11 protein-coding genes are annotated in these 16,447 nt (G+C 57.5%); 2 read left to right on the forward strand and 9 right to left on the reverse strand.

Going from position 1 to position 16,447, the window contains the following annotated elements:
• Positions 1-566 precede the first annotated feature (566 nt).
• The 4 genes from phoH to efeU all read right to left on the reverse strand — a co-directional run bounded on the left by phoH (position 567) and on the right by efeU (position 5,183).
• On the reverse strand, positions 567-1,355 hold the full coding sequence (gene phoH, locus PU683_RS16235; RefSeq protein WP_023481530.1) for a phosphate starvation-inducible protein PhoH: 789 nt from the start codon (positions 1,353-1,355) through the stop codon (positions 567-569).
• A 531-nt stretch (positions 1,356-1,886) separates the two neighbouring features.
• Entirely contained in the window at positions 1,887-3,170 is a 1,284-nt protein-coding gene (efeB, locus tag PU683_RS16240; RefSeq protein WP_277173259.1) for an iron uptake transporter deferrochelatase/peroxidase subunit, read from the reverse strand.
• A gap of 2 nt (positions 3,171-3,172) precedes the next feature.
• Positions 3,173-4,300 carry an iron uptake system protein EfeO gene (gene efeO / locus PU683_RS16245; RefSeq protein ID WP_277173261.1) on the reverse strand — a complete coding sequence of 376 codons (1,128 nt, stop codon included), beginning with the start codon at positions 4,298-4,300 and terminating at the stop codon, positions 3,173-3,175.
• Positions 4,301-4,349: 49 nt separating this feature from the next.
• Entirely contained in the window at positions 4,350-5,183 is an 834-nt protein-coding gene (gene efeU, locus PU683_RS16250) for an iron uptake transporter permease EfeU (protein ID WP_277173263.1), read from the reverse strand.
• Between the two features lie 283 nt (positions 5,184-5,466).
• On the opposite strand from efeU, the gene PU683_RS16255 reads away from it, so the two are divergent.
• Positions 5,467-6,651, forward strand: a complete 1,185-nt coding sequence (locus PU683_RS16255; RefSeq protein ID WP_277173265.1) for a NupC/NupG family nucleoside CNT transporter — start codon at positions 5,467-5,469, stop codon at positions 6,649-6,651.
• 38 nt (positions 6,652-6,689) lie between these two features.
• Here the strand turns inward: PU683_RS16255 and PU683_RS16260 are convergent, their stop codons facing one another.
• Together PU683_RS16260 and putP are read right to left on the reverse strand one after the other, a co-directional pair.
• A complete protein-coding gene (locus PU683_RS16260; protein WP_277173267.1) occupies positions 6,690-7,118 on the reverse strand; it encodes a DUF3574 domain-containing protein in 429 nt (142 codons plus the stop codon).
• A gap of 99 nt (positions 7,119-7,217) precedes the next feature.
• Positions 7,218-8,726 (reverse strand): sodium/proline symporter PutP, encoded by a 1,509-nt coding sequence (gene putP, locus PU683_RS16265; RefSeq protein WP_277173269.1) that lies wholly within the window; start codon positions 8,724-8,726, stop codon positions 7,218-7,220.
• A 418-nt stretch (positions 8,727-9,144) separates the two neighbouring features.
• Here putP and putA point away from each other — a divergent pair, with 418 nt between their 5' ends.
• Complete coding sequence (gene putA, locus PU683_RS16270) at positions 9,145-13,104, forward strand: trifunctional transcriptional regulator/proline dehydrogenase/L-glutamate gamma-semialdehyde dehydrogenase (RefSeq protein WP_277173270.1); 3,960 nt, start codon at positions 9,145-9,147, stop codon at positions 13,102-13,104.
• 135 nt (positions 13,105-13,239) lie between these two features.
• On the opposite strand, the gene PU683_RS16275 is transcribed toward putA, so the two are convergent.
• Genes PU683_RS16275 through PU683_RS16285 form a run of 3 tightly spaced genes read right to left on the reverse strand, consistent with a single transcriptional unit; the run spans position 13,240 to position 16,446 of the window.
• Positions 13,240-13,788 (reverse strand): SIS domain-containing protein, encoded by a 549-nt coding sequence (locus PU683_RS16275; protein ID WP_431190964.1) that lies wholly within the window; start codon positions 13,786-13,788, stop codon positions 13,240-13,242.
• A 50-nt stretch (positions 13,789-13,838) separates the two neighbouring features.
• Positions 13,839-15,476: an FGGY-family carbohydrate kinase gene (locus tag PU683_RS16280; RefSeq protein WP_277173274.1), complete on the reverse strand. Its 1,638-nt coding sequence runs from the start codon at positions 15,474-15,476 to the stop codon at positions 13,839-13,841.
• A 16-nt stretch (positions 15,477-15,492) separates the two neighbouring features.
• On the reverse strand, positions 15,493-16,446 hold the full coding sequence (locus tag PU683_RS16285) for an ABC transporter permease (RefSeq protein WP_277173276.1): 954 nt from the start codon (positions 16,444-16,446) through the stop codon (positions 15,493-15,495).
• Position 16,447 lies beyond the last annotated feature (1 nt).

The following is a 16,447-nucleotide window of genomic DNA, read 5'->3' on the forward strand; positions in this document are numbered from 1 at the left end:
CGACAGCCCGCTGGACAGACCACGAGCGCAGCGAGTGGGCTGCCCGCAGGGCGAGCGAAGCGAGTCAATCCCCCCCTTACCGCCATTATTCGAAGAAGAGCTCGCGTGAAAATGCGGGCTTTTTTTCGCATGTACTTCCGCGCCAGGGGGGATGAGAACCCCCGACCGGGTTCGACAGCGGGCGACAGCCCGCTGGACAGACCACGAGCGCAGCGAGTGGGCTGCCCGCAGGGCGAGCGAAGCGAGTCAATCCCCCCCTCACCGCCATTCTTCGAAGAAGAGCTCGCGTGAAAATGCGGGCTTTTTTTCGCATGTACCTCCGCGTCAGGGGGGATGAGAACCCCCGACCGGGGTTCGACAGCGGGCGACAGCCCGCAGGGCGAGCAGAGCGAGTCAATCCCTCCCGGTACACACGTCGGCAGCGGAGCCATTGCCTGATGGCGGCTTCGCCTTATCAGGCCTACACACTTCGCCTTATCCGGCCCACAAGATTCCGCCTTCCCTGCCCCACAAAAAATAAAACCCGGTTTCCCGGGTTTTAACGCTAACGATAATTTGCACGCTGCTTAATCGTAGGCTTTCAACGTGCGCTGGCAGAGGGCGGAGCGTACGCAGTCGTCTTTATTAAAGCGCACCACACCAATCATCTCGTCCTCTTCAAAACGTGCCAGCGCATCACTCAGCCCCGATTTAACGCCGGAGGGTAGATCGCACTGGGTGATATCGCCGTTGACAATCACGGTCACGTTTTCCCCGAGGCGCGTTAAAAACATCTTCATTTGCGCAGCGGTGACATTCTGGGCCTCGTCAAGAATGACCACCGCATTTTCAAACGTACGTCCGCGCATATAGGCGAACGGCGCGATCTCCACCTTGCCAATTTCCGGGCGCAGGCAGTATTGCATAAAGGACGCACCAAGACGTTTCAACAGCACGTCATAGACGGGCCGGAAATAGGGTGCGAACTTCTCCGAGATATCGCCGGGTAAGAAGCCGAGATCTTCATCAGCTTGCAGAACCGGCCGGGTCACAATAATCCGCTCCACATCCTTATGGATCAGAGCCTCTGCAGCTTTCGCCGCGCTAATCCACGTTTTCCCACAACCCGCTTCGCCAGTGGCGAAAATTAACTGCTTAGTCTCAATCGCATGTAAATAATGCGCCTGAGCCTCATTGCGGGCAGCAATCGGAGAGTTATCACGGCAATCCCGCGCCATGCCAATTGCTTCTACACCACTCATCTGCACAAGCGAGGTGACCGACTCTTCTTCACGCTGTTTATGGCTACGTGAATCACGTCTCAGCACGCGTTTCGCTTCACGACGAGCTTTGATCACTGCTTTCTGTCTTCCCATGGATAGCACCTTGAGTTGTTGGTTTACATCACACGCATCGAAATCGATGCGATTATGCGCACGAACGTCTGAGGGTTGGCTTCCTTGTAAGCCATGGCTTGCCTTTGAAAATGACATGGCGCAACGAACAGCAAAACCGTCTGCCACATCGTCAGAAGGAGTTAAAAAACAGGAGGAGAAATCAGGGGTGAAAAAGTCGTCGCCGGAGGAGTGCTCCCCGGGCCGGGTTTTGCGAGGTCTTTTTGTCTGTCCACTACAGCACTTTACCATCCGCGATCTCCAGAAGACTTCATCACCGCAGGGATAACCGAATGAACTGCTCATCTAAAGCGTAGCATCAATGCAACAATGTTTTTACCAAACATTAACAGCTACGCACCCTGCGTCGCTTCACAGAGTCTCTTCGATGAATATTACAGAAATATAACAGATACTTTCTAATACATTAAAATTATGCGTGGATGGCAGAAAAAGTATGTCAAATTGCTACAGATAACAGAATATCCTGCCCGAGAGGGCAGGATAGGATCTTCACGCTTCGAGAAGAGATTGCGCAAGATAGCTCTGCGTTGACTTTACGCCAGGTAAGGCGAAGAAGAAACCGCCGCCAATGGGCCGAATGTACTCCTCCAGCGCTTCGCCATTGAGCCTTTTTTGCACGGTCAGGAAGCCCTTCTCCAGATCGTGCTGGTAACAGACAAACAGCAGTCCCATATCCAGCTGGCCGGAGTTGGTGACGCCAAGAGAGTAGCTGTAGCCCCGGCGCATCATCAGGTTCGCCTGCGTCTCTTTCGTGCGCGGGTTCGCCAGGCGGATATGGCTGTCGAGGGCGATAATGTTGCCCTCGGGATCGCTGGCGTAATCGGGCACATCATGCTCGTGCTGCATGCCGAGCGGCGCTCCACTCTTTTTATCGCGCCCGAAAATGGTCTGCTGCTCTTTCAGCGGCGTGCGATCCCAGAACTCAACGTGGAACTGGATAATGCGCACCGCCTGATAGCTGCCGCCTACCGCCCATGCCGGCTCCCCCTGATCACGGGTCACCCAGACGATCTCATTCATCAGTGGCGCATCGCTGCTGTCGGGATTCGCGGTGCCATCTTTGAAGCCGAGCAGGTTCACCGGCGTCTCTTTCCCCCGGCTGCGCGCGGCGTGGTCGGAGATAAACCCTTCCCGCTTCCAGCGCACGCTGAGCAGATCGGGCGTGTGCTTGATCACATCGCGCAGCGCGTGGATAACCGTATCCTGCGTGTTGGCGCAGATCTGCAGCAACAGATCGCCATGGCAGAGCGCGGCGTCGAGAGAGTCATTAGGAAAACGCATCATCTTCTGCAACTTCTTCGGTTTCTGCGCCGAGAGACCAAAGCGTTCATCAAACAGCGCAGATCCGACAGAGACCGTCATCGTTAAGTTATCCGGGGCGATAAAGGGCCCCAGAATGCCGGAATCCATCGGTGGCAGACGCGGATTTGGCGTCTCCGGTGCCGGGCCGCCCGCGGTCAGGAAGGCAATCCGCTCGGTGAGCAGGCGAAACAGGCGGATAAGATCGGCTTTATCCGTCGCCAGCACATCAAACGCCACCAGCATCATTGCTGCCTGCTGCGGCGTTAAGATGCCCGCCTGGTGATCGCCATAGAACGGCTGCTTTTCCATGCGCGAGTCGGGTGACAGCGTTCCCGGCGCGCTTTGCGGTTTTGCCGCATGCGCCACCGGGCAACCACCCGCGAGAGCAAGCGCGCCACCCAGCGCGCCCATCCCTTTTAATAACCGACGCCGCGAAGGTTCGCTGACGTCGTGTTCATCATGCTGCTTCATGATTAATCCAGCCCAAGTACGCCGCGCAGCTGCGCCAGATCTTCCGCCAGGGTGGTGATTGGCCCCTTCAGCGCATTACGATCGGCATTGGTCAGCTTGTCATAGGTCTCAAAGCCCGTCTTGGTGCGGTACTTCGCTAAAATTGCGTTTACTTTCTTAAAGTTGGCGTCTACTTTCGCCAATAGCGCGCCGTTCTCTTTTTGCAGCTGCGGACGCAGCAGGTCGACAATCTTCTGCGCGCCTTCGATATTGGCCTGGAAATCCCACAGATCGGTATGGCTGTAACGATCCTCTTCGCCGCTGATTTTGCTCGCCGCCACCTCTTCAATCAGCCCGGCTGCGCCGCCCACCACTTTTGATGGCGGGAAGGCCAGTTCATTGATGCGGGTTTGCAGTTCAAGCACATCGTGATTGAGCTTATCGGCATAGCTCTCCATGCCTTTGACGCTGTTATCACCAAACAGTGCCTTCTCGAGGCGGTGGAAACCGGTGAATTTCGGATCGGCGGCCTTCTGCTCGTAATCATCCTCACGGGCATCAATGCTGCCATCGAGATCGGAGAAGAGTTCAGCAATCGGCTCGATGCGCTCGTAGTGCTGACGCGTCGGCGCGTAGAGCGCTTTCGCTTTTTCAATATCGCCCGCTTTTACCGCATCGGTGAACGCTTTGGTGCCGGAGACCAGCTGCGCGGTTTCGCCAACGACATAGGCTTTATAGGCGGTGATCGCCTCGCCAAGGCTCAGCAGTGCATCCCCTTTCGCCGCATCGGTCGTCGCTTCACCTTTGACCACCAATTTGCCTTTCGGGTTGGTTAACAGGCCGCAGGTCATCTCATATTCGCCCGGCTGCAGGTTGGCGGTGAGCTTCTGGCTGAAGCCCGGCGCGATGTTTTCGCGCTCTTCAACCACCATCACCCCTTTGAGGATCTCCCACTCCAGCGCTTTCTGGCTGTGGTTGAGGATGACAAACTGGGTTTTGCCGGCATTGACCGTCAGGTTCATCGGTTCGCACTGCTTATCCGTCACCGTCACTTTTACCTGCGGCACATCCGCTGCCTGAGCCCCAAACGCGCACGCCATCAGCGCGGCGAGCCCGATTTCTACTGTGCTACGTCTAAAAAGAATTGCCATGACCCTTCCCTTTTATAAGTGTGTTGTAACTAAGAATCGTTATAGAGACTTATGGCGCCGCGCGTGATGGCTGCGCACCGGCGCGCGGTGGTAACACAAACAGCACCAGCGCCGGGATTAAATAGAGGAAGTAGACCGCCACTTCGCTGACGCTAGGCGTCTCCTGATAACCAAAAATCCCCTCCAGCAGCGTGCCGGTCAGCGAATGGGTCGTCAGCACGTTGCTTAAGTCAAAGGCCACATCCTGGAAGTGGTTCCACAAGCCCGCTTCGTGGAAAGCGCGGATCGCGCCTGCGGCAAGACCGGCGGCAACGAAGAGGATAAACAGGCTGGTCCATTTGAAGAACGCGCCGAGATTGAGGCGAACGCCGCCCCAGTAGAGCAGAAAACCGAGCACTACGGCGGTGGCGAGGCCGAGCACGGCGCCGAGCGGGGGCCAGATGCCGACATCTTGTTGGAACGCCGCCAGCAGGAAGAAGACCGACTCCAGCCCTTCACGGGCGACGGCGAAAAAGACCATCAGGATCAGTGCCCAGCCGTGGTTATTACTGCGCGCCAGCGCGGTATCAACGGCCTGCTCCAGCTGCACTTTGACGTTGCGCGACACGCGGCGCATCCAGAACACCATCCAGGTAAGGATCACCACCGCAATCGCCGCGACAATACCTTCGAACAGCTCCTGCTCTCTTTGCGGGAATTCGCCGGTGGTTTCATTAATGGCGATACCAAGCCCAAGACAGAGCGCGGCGGCGAGAAAAACGCCGACCCACATCACGCTGATCCAGCGCCCGCGTTGGGTACGTTTCAGGTAGCTGGCAATAAGGCTGACAATCAGGGCCGCTTCAAGACCCTCACGCAACATAATGAGGAATGGGACAAACATAGAACCGCCCTTGTGTTATGCACCGTCAAAGGTTGCAAAGAAAGGTAAATTGCATTGATAGTGATTATCATTACGGCAGAAAGAAACTCAAGCGAAAAATATGTTGAGAATGATAACCGGATGTAACCGGCTAGCAGGCTAATGATTCTCTCATTTCTCTTATGCAGAAGCCGTTGAAAAGCAGAAAAAAGTTAGCTAACGAAGCATTATCTTTCTGTTTACCGCCTGCACAGCCTGTGGCTAAATAAACGCCCGTTTCGTTTACCCTGGCTACACCCAAACTATGCTCAATTTTCTACATTTTCTGCTGGCGCTGGTGGCGATTCTTGCGCTGGCCTGGCTGGTGAGTTTCGACCGCAAGCGCATTCCTTTTCGTTTCATCCTGCAACTGATTGTGATTGAACTGGCGCTGGCCTGGTTCTTTTTACATGCCCAGAGCGGACTGACGCTGATTAAATATGTCTCCGGCTTCTTTGAGGTGCTGCTGAAATTTGCCGCCGAAGGAACCGGCTTCGTCTTTGGCGGCATGAGCGAAAAAGGGCTGGCGTTTATCTTCCTCGGCGTCCTTTGCCCCATCGTCTTTATCTCGGCGCTGATTGGGATTTTGCAGCACTGGCGTATTCTGCCGATCTTTATCCGCCTGATCGGGACACTGCTCTCAAAGCTTAACGGCATGGGTAAGCTGGAGTCCTTTAACGCCGTCAGCTCGCTGATCCTCGGCCAGTCGGAGAACTTCATTGCCTATAAAGGGATTCTGGCGGATCTCTCATCGCGCCGGATGTTCACCATGGCAGCGACGGCCATGTCGACGGTATCGCTGTCGATTGTCGGTGCCTATATGACGATGCTCGATGCGAAATATGTGGTTGCGGCGCTGATCCTCAATATGTTCAGCACCTTTATCATTTTGTCGGTGATCAACCCGTCGCGCGGGCAGAACGAAGCGGAGATCAAGCTGGAGAAGCTCCATGAATCGCAAAGCTTCTTCGAGATGCTTGGTGAATACATTCTCGCTGGCTTTAAAGTGGCGATGATTATTCTGGCGATGCTGATTGGCTTTATTGCGCTCATCAGCGCCGTTAATGCCCTCTTCTCGGCACTTTTTGGCATCAGCTTCCAGCAACTGCTCGGCTACGTCTTCTACCCGCTGGCGTGGCTGATTGGCATCCCACTGAGCGATGCGCTGTCGGCAGGCAGCATTATGGCGACCAAGCTGGTGGCGAATGAGTTTGTGGCGATGATTGAACTGCAAAAGGTTGCCCCACAGATGAGCCCGCGCGGGCTGGGCATTCTCTCGGTCTTCCTGGTCTCCTTCGCCAACTTTGCCTCCATCGGCATTGTGGCGGGTGCCATCAAGGGGCTGAATGAACAGCAGGGTAATGCGGTTTCGCGCTTCGGCCTGCGGCTGGTGTACGGTGCAACGCTGGTGAGCCTGCTCTCCGCGGCGTTTGCCGGTGTAGTGCTCTAAAGGCATATCCCCTCTCCCGTTGCGGGAGAGGGAGTCCATCAGAACTGGACGCAGACCGCTTGATCGACGCGCATCACCGACTCCTGGGCGAAACGCGATTTATAGATCCCGCGCAGGTCATCGATTTTTTTATCGCTTTGCGCATCCTTAGCGTGGATCAGCATCAACGCTTTACTCGGCTCCCGCGCCACTTTGCCATCACGGCCAAGCCACTGACCGCGCGCATCAAACACCGTTAACCCCTCACGAAAACGCGGCGTCACATCGCCATCAACAAACTGCTGCCACTCCTGGGCGGTAATCGCTTTACCTGCCGGGCGATTAAGGCCGAAATAGAGCGTCGTTTGCTCCATGCGATCCGTTGGTGCGCACTGTTGCGCGATAGGTTGCGGCTTTTGCGCCGGCGCATTACAGCCCGCCAGCAGACCGGCCACCATCAATGCCATACCTAATTTTATTGTTTTCATTCCCCTGCCCTCACGGTTAGTTGTCGGGAGATATCAGCGTAATCGCCATGATTTAGCAACAAAAAAACCCGCCGCAGCGGGTTTTATTAATAGGGAGATTTACTTCGCCTGCGCGCGAACTGCCGGCGCAGAGCGGTAATGGGCATCCGCCTCTGCGAAGCGCTGCTGCATGGCGGCAGACGGCGCTTTGCCGATCAGGCTGAAGACCACAATCCCGAGGCTGCCGAAGACGAAACCAGGGATGATTTCATACAGGCCCAGCCAGCCGAAGTGTTTCCAGACGATAACGGTCACCGCACCGATAATCATCCCCGCCAGCGCGCCGTTACGCGTCATGCGTGACCACATCACCGAGAGCAGCACCACCGGGCCAAACGCCGCACCGAAACCGGCCCACGCATAGCTCACCAGGCCCAGCACGCGGTTTTCCGGGTTTGCCGCCAGCGCAATTGCCACCAGCGCAACAACCAGCACCATCGCACGGCCAACCCACACCAGCTCTTTCTGGCTGGCGCCTTTACGCAAGAACGCTTTGTAGAAATCTTCCGTAATCGCACTGGAGCAGACCAGCAGCTGGCAGCTCAGAGTTGACATTACCGCAGCAAGGATCGCCGACAGCAGAATACCGGCAATCCACGGGTTAAACAGCAGCTGTGCCAGTTCAATAAAGACGCGCTCGGCGTTCTGGTTTACCGCGCCCGCCAGCGACGGGTTGGTATCAAAGTAGGCGATGCCGAAGAAACCGACCGCCACTGCGCCCGCCAGGCAGAGGATCATCCAGGTCATGCTGATACGACGCGCATGCACGATGGTATGGTGGGAATCCGCTGCCATAAAGCGCGCCAGAATATGCGGCTGACCGAAGTAGCCCAGTCCCCAGCCCATCAGCGAGACGATGGCGACAAAGTTGAGGCCTTTCAGCATATCGATATTTTCAATGCTCTTCTGCTTGATCACTTCCAGCGAATCACCAAAACCGCCGACGGAGATAATCACAATCACCGGGGTAAGGATCAGGGCGAAGATCATCAGGCTGGCCTGCACGGTGTCGGTCCAGCTGATGGCGAGGAAGCCGCCGATAAAGGTATAAATGATCGTTGCTGCCGCACCGGCCCACAGCGCTGTTTCGTAGCTCATGCCGAAGGTGCTTTCGAACAGACGCGCCCCCGCCACAATGCCGGAGGCACAGTAGATGGTGAAGAAGATCAGAATCACCACCGCCGAGATAATGCGCAGCAGGCGGCTGTTATCTTCAAACCGGCCGGTGAAGTAGTCCGGCAGCGTCAGAGCGTTATTATTCGCTTCGGTATGGACGCGCAGACGCCCCGCCACCAGCTTCCAGTTGACCCAGGCACCGACGGTCAGGCCAATGGCAATCCAGCTTTCAGAGATGCCGGAGATAAAGATCGCTCCCGGCAGCCCCATCAGCAGCCAGCCGCTCATATCAGACGCACCGGCCGATAATGCCGTCACTAATGGCCCGAGACTGCGGCCACCGAGAATGTAGTCATCAAAGTTTTTTGTTGATCGCCAGGCAATAAAACCGATCAGGATCATGCCAAAGATATAAACAAGAAAGGTCACCATCATCGGTGTGCTTATTGCCATCAAAATAGTCTCCAGGATCTTCATCGACAAATATCACTTTGCCGCTTTTATCCATCGCCGGAACGTAGCGACGGTGCGTATGTATTATTAGAAGCGCCCGTATCCTGCCGGAACCCTCCGTTATTCACAATTGATTTAACACACCATTTACATCGAAGATATCCCGCCGGGAATAGGATTTTGTTATAGGTTGCACTCCGTCACATTTTTAAAGGTTGCACCTTTTAAAAGTGTTAGCAACCGCATAAATCCTGGGTTTGCAGCACTTCGTACCGTTCCAGCCACCTCTTTTATTAATTAACAATTCGTTCATTTTTCACCTTGCCAGCCAGCTCACAATTAACAAGGTTGCACAAAGTTGCAACATGGTGGATATTTCAGCCTAATGTGCAAAACACCATATAAACAGGAGCAACGCATGGGCACCACCACCATGGGGGTCAAGCTTGACGACGCCACGCGCGAAAGGATTAAAGCTGCCGCAGCGACCATTGACCGCACGCCGCACTGGTTAATTAAACAAGCTATTTTTAATTTCCTCGAAAAGCTGGAGAGCAGCGAAGGATTGCCGGAGCTGGCTGGCGCCCAGGCGCACAGCGTGCATGAAGAGGAGGCCAGCGCGGTGATTGACGAAAGCCCGCAGCCGTTCCTCGACTTTGCCGAGCAGATCCTGCCGCAGTCGGTCTCCCGCGCCGCAATCACCAGCGCCTGGCGCTGGGCAGAAACCGATGCCGTGCCGATGCTGCTTGAGCAGGCGCGCCTGCCGCAACCGGTAGCTGAGAGCGCCCATAAGCTGGCGTACCAGCTGGCCGAAAAATTGCGTAACCAAAAAACCGCAACCGGACGCGCGGGCATGGTGCAGAGCCTGCTGCAGGAGTTCTCTCTCTCCTCCCAGGAGGGTGTGGCGCTGATGTGCCTCGCCGAAGCGCTGCTGCGTATTCCTGATAAAGCGACGCGCGATGCGCTGATCCGCGACAAAATCAGTAACGGTAACTGGCAATCCCACATTGGCCGCAGCGCTTCACTGTTTGTGAACGCCGCCACCTGGGGTCTGCTGTTTACCGGTCGCCTGGTCTCTACCCATAACGAAGCCAATCTCTCCCGCTCCCTGAACCGCATTATCGGTAAGAGCGGCGAGCCGCTGATCCGCAAAGGGGTCGATATGGCGATGCGGCTGATGGGCGAGCAGTTTGTGACCGGCGAGACCATCGCGGAAGCGCTGGCCAACGCCCGTAAGCTGGAGGAGAAAGGGTTCCGCTACTCCTACGATATGCTCGGCGAAGCGGCGCTGACCGCCGCCGATGCGCAGGCCTATATGGTCTCTTACCAGCAGGCCATCCATGCCATTGGTAAAGCCTCCAACGGCCGCGGCATCTATGAAGGCCCTGGCATCTCCATCAAGTTGTCAGCACTGCATCCGCGCTACAGTCGTGCGCAGTATGACCGCGTTATGGATGAGCTCTACCCACGCCTGAAATCCTTAACCCTGCTGGCGCGTCAGTACGATATTGGTATTAACATCGATGCTGAAGAGGCCGACCGACTGGAGATCTCCCTCGACCTGCTGGAAAAACTCTGCTTCGAGCCAGAGCTGGCGGGCTGGAACGGCATCGGCTTTGTGATTCAGGCTTACCAGAAACGCTGCCCGTTTGTGATTGATTACCTGATTGAACTGGCGACCCGCAGTCGTCGTCGCCTGATGATCCGTCTGGTAAAAGGCGCGTACTGGGACAGCGAAATTAAGCGTGCGCAGATGGAAGGCCTTGAGGGCTACCCGGTCTATACCCGCAAGGTCTACACCGATGTCTCTTATCTTGCCTGCGCGAAAAAATTGCTGGCGGTGCCAAACCTGATCTATCCGCAGTTTGCGACCCATAACGCTCATACGCTGGCGGCGATCTACCAGTTAGCCGGGCAGAACTACTATCCGGGCCAGTATGAGTTCCAGTGCCTGCACGGCATGGGTGAACCGCTCTATGAGCAGGTGGTCGGCAAGGTCGCCGATGGCAAGCTCAACCGACCGTGCCGTATTTATGCCCCGGTCGGCACCCATGAAACCCTGCTGGCGTATCTGGTGCGCCGTCTGCTGGAAAACGGGGCTAATACCTCGTTCGTTAACCGCATTGCGGATAACACTCTGCCACTGGATGCGCTGGTCGCTGACCCGGTAACGGAAGTGGAAAAACTCGCCGCCCAGGAGGGCCAGGTGGGACTGCCACATCCGAAAATTGCCCTGCCACGCGCACTCTATGGCGAAGGGCGCGTCAACTCGGCCGGTCTCGACCTGGCGAACGAACACCGTCTCGCCTCCCTCTCCTCTGCCCTGCTCAACAGTGCGGCGCAGAAGTGGTATGCCCATCCGATGCTCGAAGAGCCGGTGATGGAGGGAGAAGCGATTGCGGTGATCAACCCGGCAGAGCCGAAAGATGTTGTCGGCTACGTGATAGAGGCGAGTGAAGCGCAGGTAAGCCAGGCGCTGGAGAATGCGGTTAACCATGCGCCGATCTGGTTTGCAACGCCTCCGCAGGAGCGCGGAGCCATTTTGCAGCGCGCCGCGGTGCTGATGGAAGATAATCTGCAAACGCTTATTGGTATTCTGGTGCGCGAAGCGGGCAAAACCTTCAGCAACGCCATCGCGGAAGTGCGCGAAGCGGTCGATTTCCTGCACTACTATGCCGGCCAGGTAAGCAACGATTTCGATAATGAGACCCATCGCCCGCTTGGGCCGGTGGTCTGTATCAGCCCGTGGAACTTCCCGCTGGCGATCTTTACCGGGCAGATTGCCGCCGCGCTGGCGGCCGGTAACAGCGTGCTGGCAAAACCGGCGGAGCAAACCCCGCTGATTGCCGCCCAGGGCGTGAAGATCCTGCTTGAGGCAGGCGTACCGGCAGGCGTACTGCAACTGCTGCCAGGGCGCGGTGAAACGGTGGGCGCACAGCTGACCGGCGATGCGCGCGTGCGCGGGGTGATGTTTACCGGCTCCACCGATGTCGCTACGCTCCTGCAACGCAACATCGCCACCCGTCTGGATGCCCAGGGCCGCCCGACGCCGCTTATCGCCGAAACCGGCGGCATGAACGCGATGATTGTCGACTCCTCGGCGCTGACGGAACAGGTGGTGATTGATGTGGTCGCCTCGGCGTTTGACAGCGCTGGTCAGCGCTGCTCGGCGCTGCGCGTGCTCTGTCTGCAGGAGGATATCGCTGACCATACGCTGACCATGCTACGCGGCGCGATGGCCGAGTGCCGGATGGGCAATCCGGGACGTCTCTCCACCGACATTGGCCCGGTGATTGATGCCGAAGCCAAAGCCAATATTGAGAAGCATATCCAGGCGATGCAGGCGAAAGGCCGCACTGTCTACCAGGCGGTACGTGAAAATAGCGAAGATGCCCGCGAGTGGCGCACCGGTACGTTTGTACCGCCAACGCTGATTGAACTGGAAAGCTTCGACGAGCTGAAAAAAGAGATCTTTGGTCCGGTGCTGCACGTGGTGCGCTATTCACGTAACCAGCTTGATCAGCTGCTGGAGCAGATTAATGCCTCCGGCTACGGCCTCACGCTGGGTGTGCACACGCGTATTGACGAAACCATCGCTCAGGTTACCGGCAATGCTCACGTGGGTAACCTCTACGTCAACCGCAATATGGTCGGCGCAGTGGTTGGCGTGCAGCCGTTTGGCGGCGAAGGGTTGTCAGGCACCGGGCCAAAAGCCGGTGGGCCGCTCTATCTCTATCGCCTGCTGAGTAGCCGCCCGGAGAAAGCGGTGATGAAAACGCTGTCGCGCCACGACGCCGAGCGTCCACTGGATGCGCAGGTGAAAGCCGTGCTGACCCAGCCGCTGGCGGCGCTGACCGCCTGGGCTACCCAACGCCCGGAGTTGCACAAGGTGTGCGAGGCGTTCGGCGAACTGGCGCAGGCGGGTACGCAGCGCCTGCTGCCCGGCCCAACCGGGGAGCGTAACAGCTGGACGCTGGCACCGCGCGAGCGCGTTCTCTGCGTGGCCGATAACGAGCAGGATGCGCTGGTGCAACTGGCTGCCGTGCTGGCATCAGGCAGCCAGGCGCTGTGGCAGGACGACACACTGCATCGCGATCTGGCTAAGCAGTTGCCGGAAACCGTCAGCCAGCGGATCAAATTCGCCAAAGCGGAGAGCCTGATGGCGCAGCCGTTTGACGCGGTGATCTTCCACGGCGACTCCGATCAGCTGGTGCATCTGTGCGAAAGCGTCGCGGCACGCGATGGCGCGATTGTCTCCGTTCAGGGGTTTGCGCGGGGAGAAACCAATATCCTGCTCGAACGCCTGTGGCTGGAGCGCTCGCTCAGCGTTAACACCGCAGCAGCCGGCGGTAACGCCAGCCTGATGACGATTGGTTAAGAGGGAAAAATGCCCGATGGCGCTGCGCTTATCGGGCATGCGGTTTGGGGCTTCAGCCGCGGTTATAGCCCGATAAGACTTAGCCGCCACCCGGCAGTGTGTCGGGAGTGACAGAATCGTTGTAATAAAAGCGCCTTACGGCGCTTTTTTTCGTAGCGTTAAACCGACATCGCCGCCGGGGTGGACGGCGAGCAACGTCTCTTTTGAGTATCCGCTTTCACTCATCAGACAGGCACAGGCGGCGTCAAAAATCGCCAGCACCAGCACGATGGAGGTGGTGGCCAGCATATTCAGCGGATCAATCTCGCGCTGCACGCCGGTGGAGATCACCAGCCTCGATGCCAGCGCAATCGCCGAGGCGGGGTTTTCCGTCACACAGAGAATAGGCGTCTCTTTCATCGCCAGCCCAGGCAGCAGCCGCGTTAACTCCTCCGAGTTGCCGCCGCGCGAGAGCATAATCACCAGATCGTCTGCCCCCACAAAACCCAGATCGCCGTGCGCGGCATCGGTGGCGTTCAGGTAGATGGCGGGGCGCTCGACGCAGGCCAGCATATGGGCGATTTTACGCGCCGCAATGCCGGAGGTGCCGACGCCGGTAACAACAATTTTTCCTTTGCAGCCGCGCAGTTCCGCCATCAGCGCAGCCCAGGTCGCGGAATCAAGGTGGCGGCTCAGCACCGCCATCTCTTCGCTGTAGATACGCCAGGCATTGCATGCCTGCTCCCAGCTTTCGCTCATGCCTCCTCCTGCATCAACGCACGGTACTTCATATGATCTGCGTACATCTCATGGAAGACGGTGTATTTGCGATCGTAATAGAGCTTGATGCGGTTGGTCTGTGGCGTCACGGTTTTACCAATGCGGCTCATCGCCGACATCGCTTCCGGGAAGCTGTCAAAGACACCAGCCGCAATGGTGCCCATCATCGCCCCGCCAAGCAGCATCGCCTCGCTCTCCTCCGGCAGCAGCATCGCGCAGCCAGTGGCATTGGCGTGCTCCTGCACAAAGATCGGGTTTTTGGTGCCGCCACCGCTCGCCATTACCGTATCAATGCTGTAACCGCTTTGATTCATGGTTTCGATAATATGCCGCGTACCGAGGGCGATAGCCTGAATGGTTGCCAGGTAGTGCAGCGCCATATCTTCCGGCGTGCGCGACAGTTTCAACCCGCTGATCACACCGGTCAGCGTCGGGTTGGCACGCGGCGAGCGGTTGCCGTGGAAGTACGGCAGGATATGAATATCGCGGGTCAAAAAGGCGATATTCTCCGGCTCGCCCGCCATTTTACGCAGCAGCGCATTCAGCACCTCATAAATGGTCTGCCCCTGGGTTTTGGCCTGCGCGAGCAGCGTCTCATAGCAGGGATGAGACTGAATCACGTGATCAATCAATGCTCCGGTTGCCGACTGTCCCCCCTCATTCAGCCAGTAGCCCGGCAACACCGCCGAGTAGTAAGGCCCCCAGACGCCGCTGATAAAGCGCGCCTGCGGCGAAATCGCCATATGGCCGGTGGAGGTGCCGCCAATCAGCGCGATACGGCGGTCAAAATCTGCCATCTCGCCAGAGGGACCGCTGGCACCAAGGGTACCGAGCGTGCCGGCGTGAGCATCAATAATCGACACGCTGACCGCCGTGCCCGGCATCAGCCCCATTTCAGTTGCGGCGCGCTGCGACAGACCGCGGCCGAGCGGTTCGCCCATCGTTTTCACATAGCGACCAATCTTCTCTGCGTCATGTTCGAGCAGATCTTCAAGGCCAATCTGGCGGAAGTAGCTGGTATCCCATTTATCTTCGTGACCCATATAGGTCCATTTGCAGACCGTCGAGCAGAGAGAACGGGTATCATCGCCCGTGGCACGCCAGGTGAGAAAATCGGGCAAGTCGAAGAAGAAGCCGGCGTTCGCCCAGGTGTTCGGCATATGCTGTTTCAGCCACAGCAGTTTTGGCGTCTGCATCTCCGGGGAGATAATGCCGCCAACGTAATCCAGCACCCGGTGATGGGTGGCGTTGATGCGATCCGCCTGCGCGATGGCGCGGTGATCCATCCACACGATAATGTTCTGCTCGCTGCGCCCGGAGGGGCTGATGGTCAACGGGTTGCCCTGTTTATCCAGCACCACCAGCGAACAGGTGGCGTCGAAGCCCAGTCCTTTGACCTGAATCGGGTTGATATCGGCCTGATTGATGGCATCGCGCACGGCATTACAGACCGCCTGCCAGATGTTGTCGGAGGATTGCTCGACGAAATCGGCCTGCGGGCGATAGATCTCAATGCTCCTGCTGGCCTGGCTGACCATCCGGCCCGTGAGGTCAAAGATGCCCGCGCGCGCGCTGCCGGTCCCTACATCCACACCAATAAAGTAGCTCGCCATTGTTTTTCTCCCGAAATCAGGCTTTACGATTCTGTAATGCGATAAAGAGGATCAGCACCGCGCCCCAGAGCGCCATCGTCAGATAGCTGCTGATACCTAATAAATTAAAGCCACTTTCCAGCATCTGCAGCACCACCAGCGCCAGCACCAGCCCAAGCACGCGACCAAAGCCGCCATCCGGGTTAATGCCGCCGAGCACCGAGGCCAGAATGGTTACCAGAAGATAGGATTCGCCATACCCCGCTTTCGCGGAGTTAAATTTCGCCATCATCAGAATGGCGGCTACCCACCCGAGCAGCGCGGAGATGACATATACCGCGATCTGCACGCGCACGGTGTTGACACCGCTGTAGCGTGTCGCCTGCTCGTTCGAGCCCACCAGGTAGAGGCTGCGTCCGAGGGTGGTGTGCTCTAATAGCACCCACAGCAGTAACGCCACCACTAAAAAGAGCAGCAGCGCCACCGGAATACCGACGATCGTGGCATTTCCCAGATACTGGATCGCCGCCGGGAAACCGGAGATCACCGTGCCGTTAGAGAGCAGAATATTGAGCCCGGAGATGAGCGTCATGGTGCCAAGGGTAGCAAGGATCGGCGACACGCCCACCCAGGCAACCAGGGTGCCATTCAGCACCCCAATCGCCACCGCCGTCAGCAGCCCGGCAAACAGGGCTAACGCCAGGAAGAGCGGATTATCCGGATGCATCACAATCACCGCCGCCATCACCAGCGAACAGGCGTTGGCACCAGCAATGATCGACAGGTTGATGCCGCCGGTCAGCATGGTTATCCCCATGCCGAGCGCCAGCATGCCGAGGATCGGTAGCTGCGATCCGATGGACTGGAAGTTAGCCACGCTGAAAAAGCGCCCGCCGAGCAGGAGAGAGAAGATCAGTGCAACGACGACGATGATCACGCATTGCAAGCGGATGATGGCATCACCGGGCAGGATTCGGACGATGGATTTCATC

Origin of the sequence: Candidatus Kosakonia sp. 282A-S69, from assembly GCF_029433855.1 — a bacterium.
Taxonomy (GTDB): Bacteria; Pseudomonadota; Gammaproteobacteria; order Enterobacterales; family Enterobacteriaceae; genus Kosakonia; species Kosakonia cowanii_A.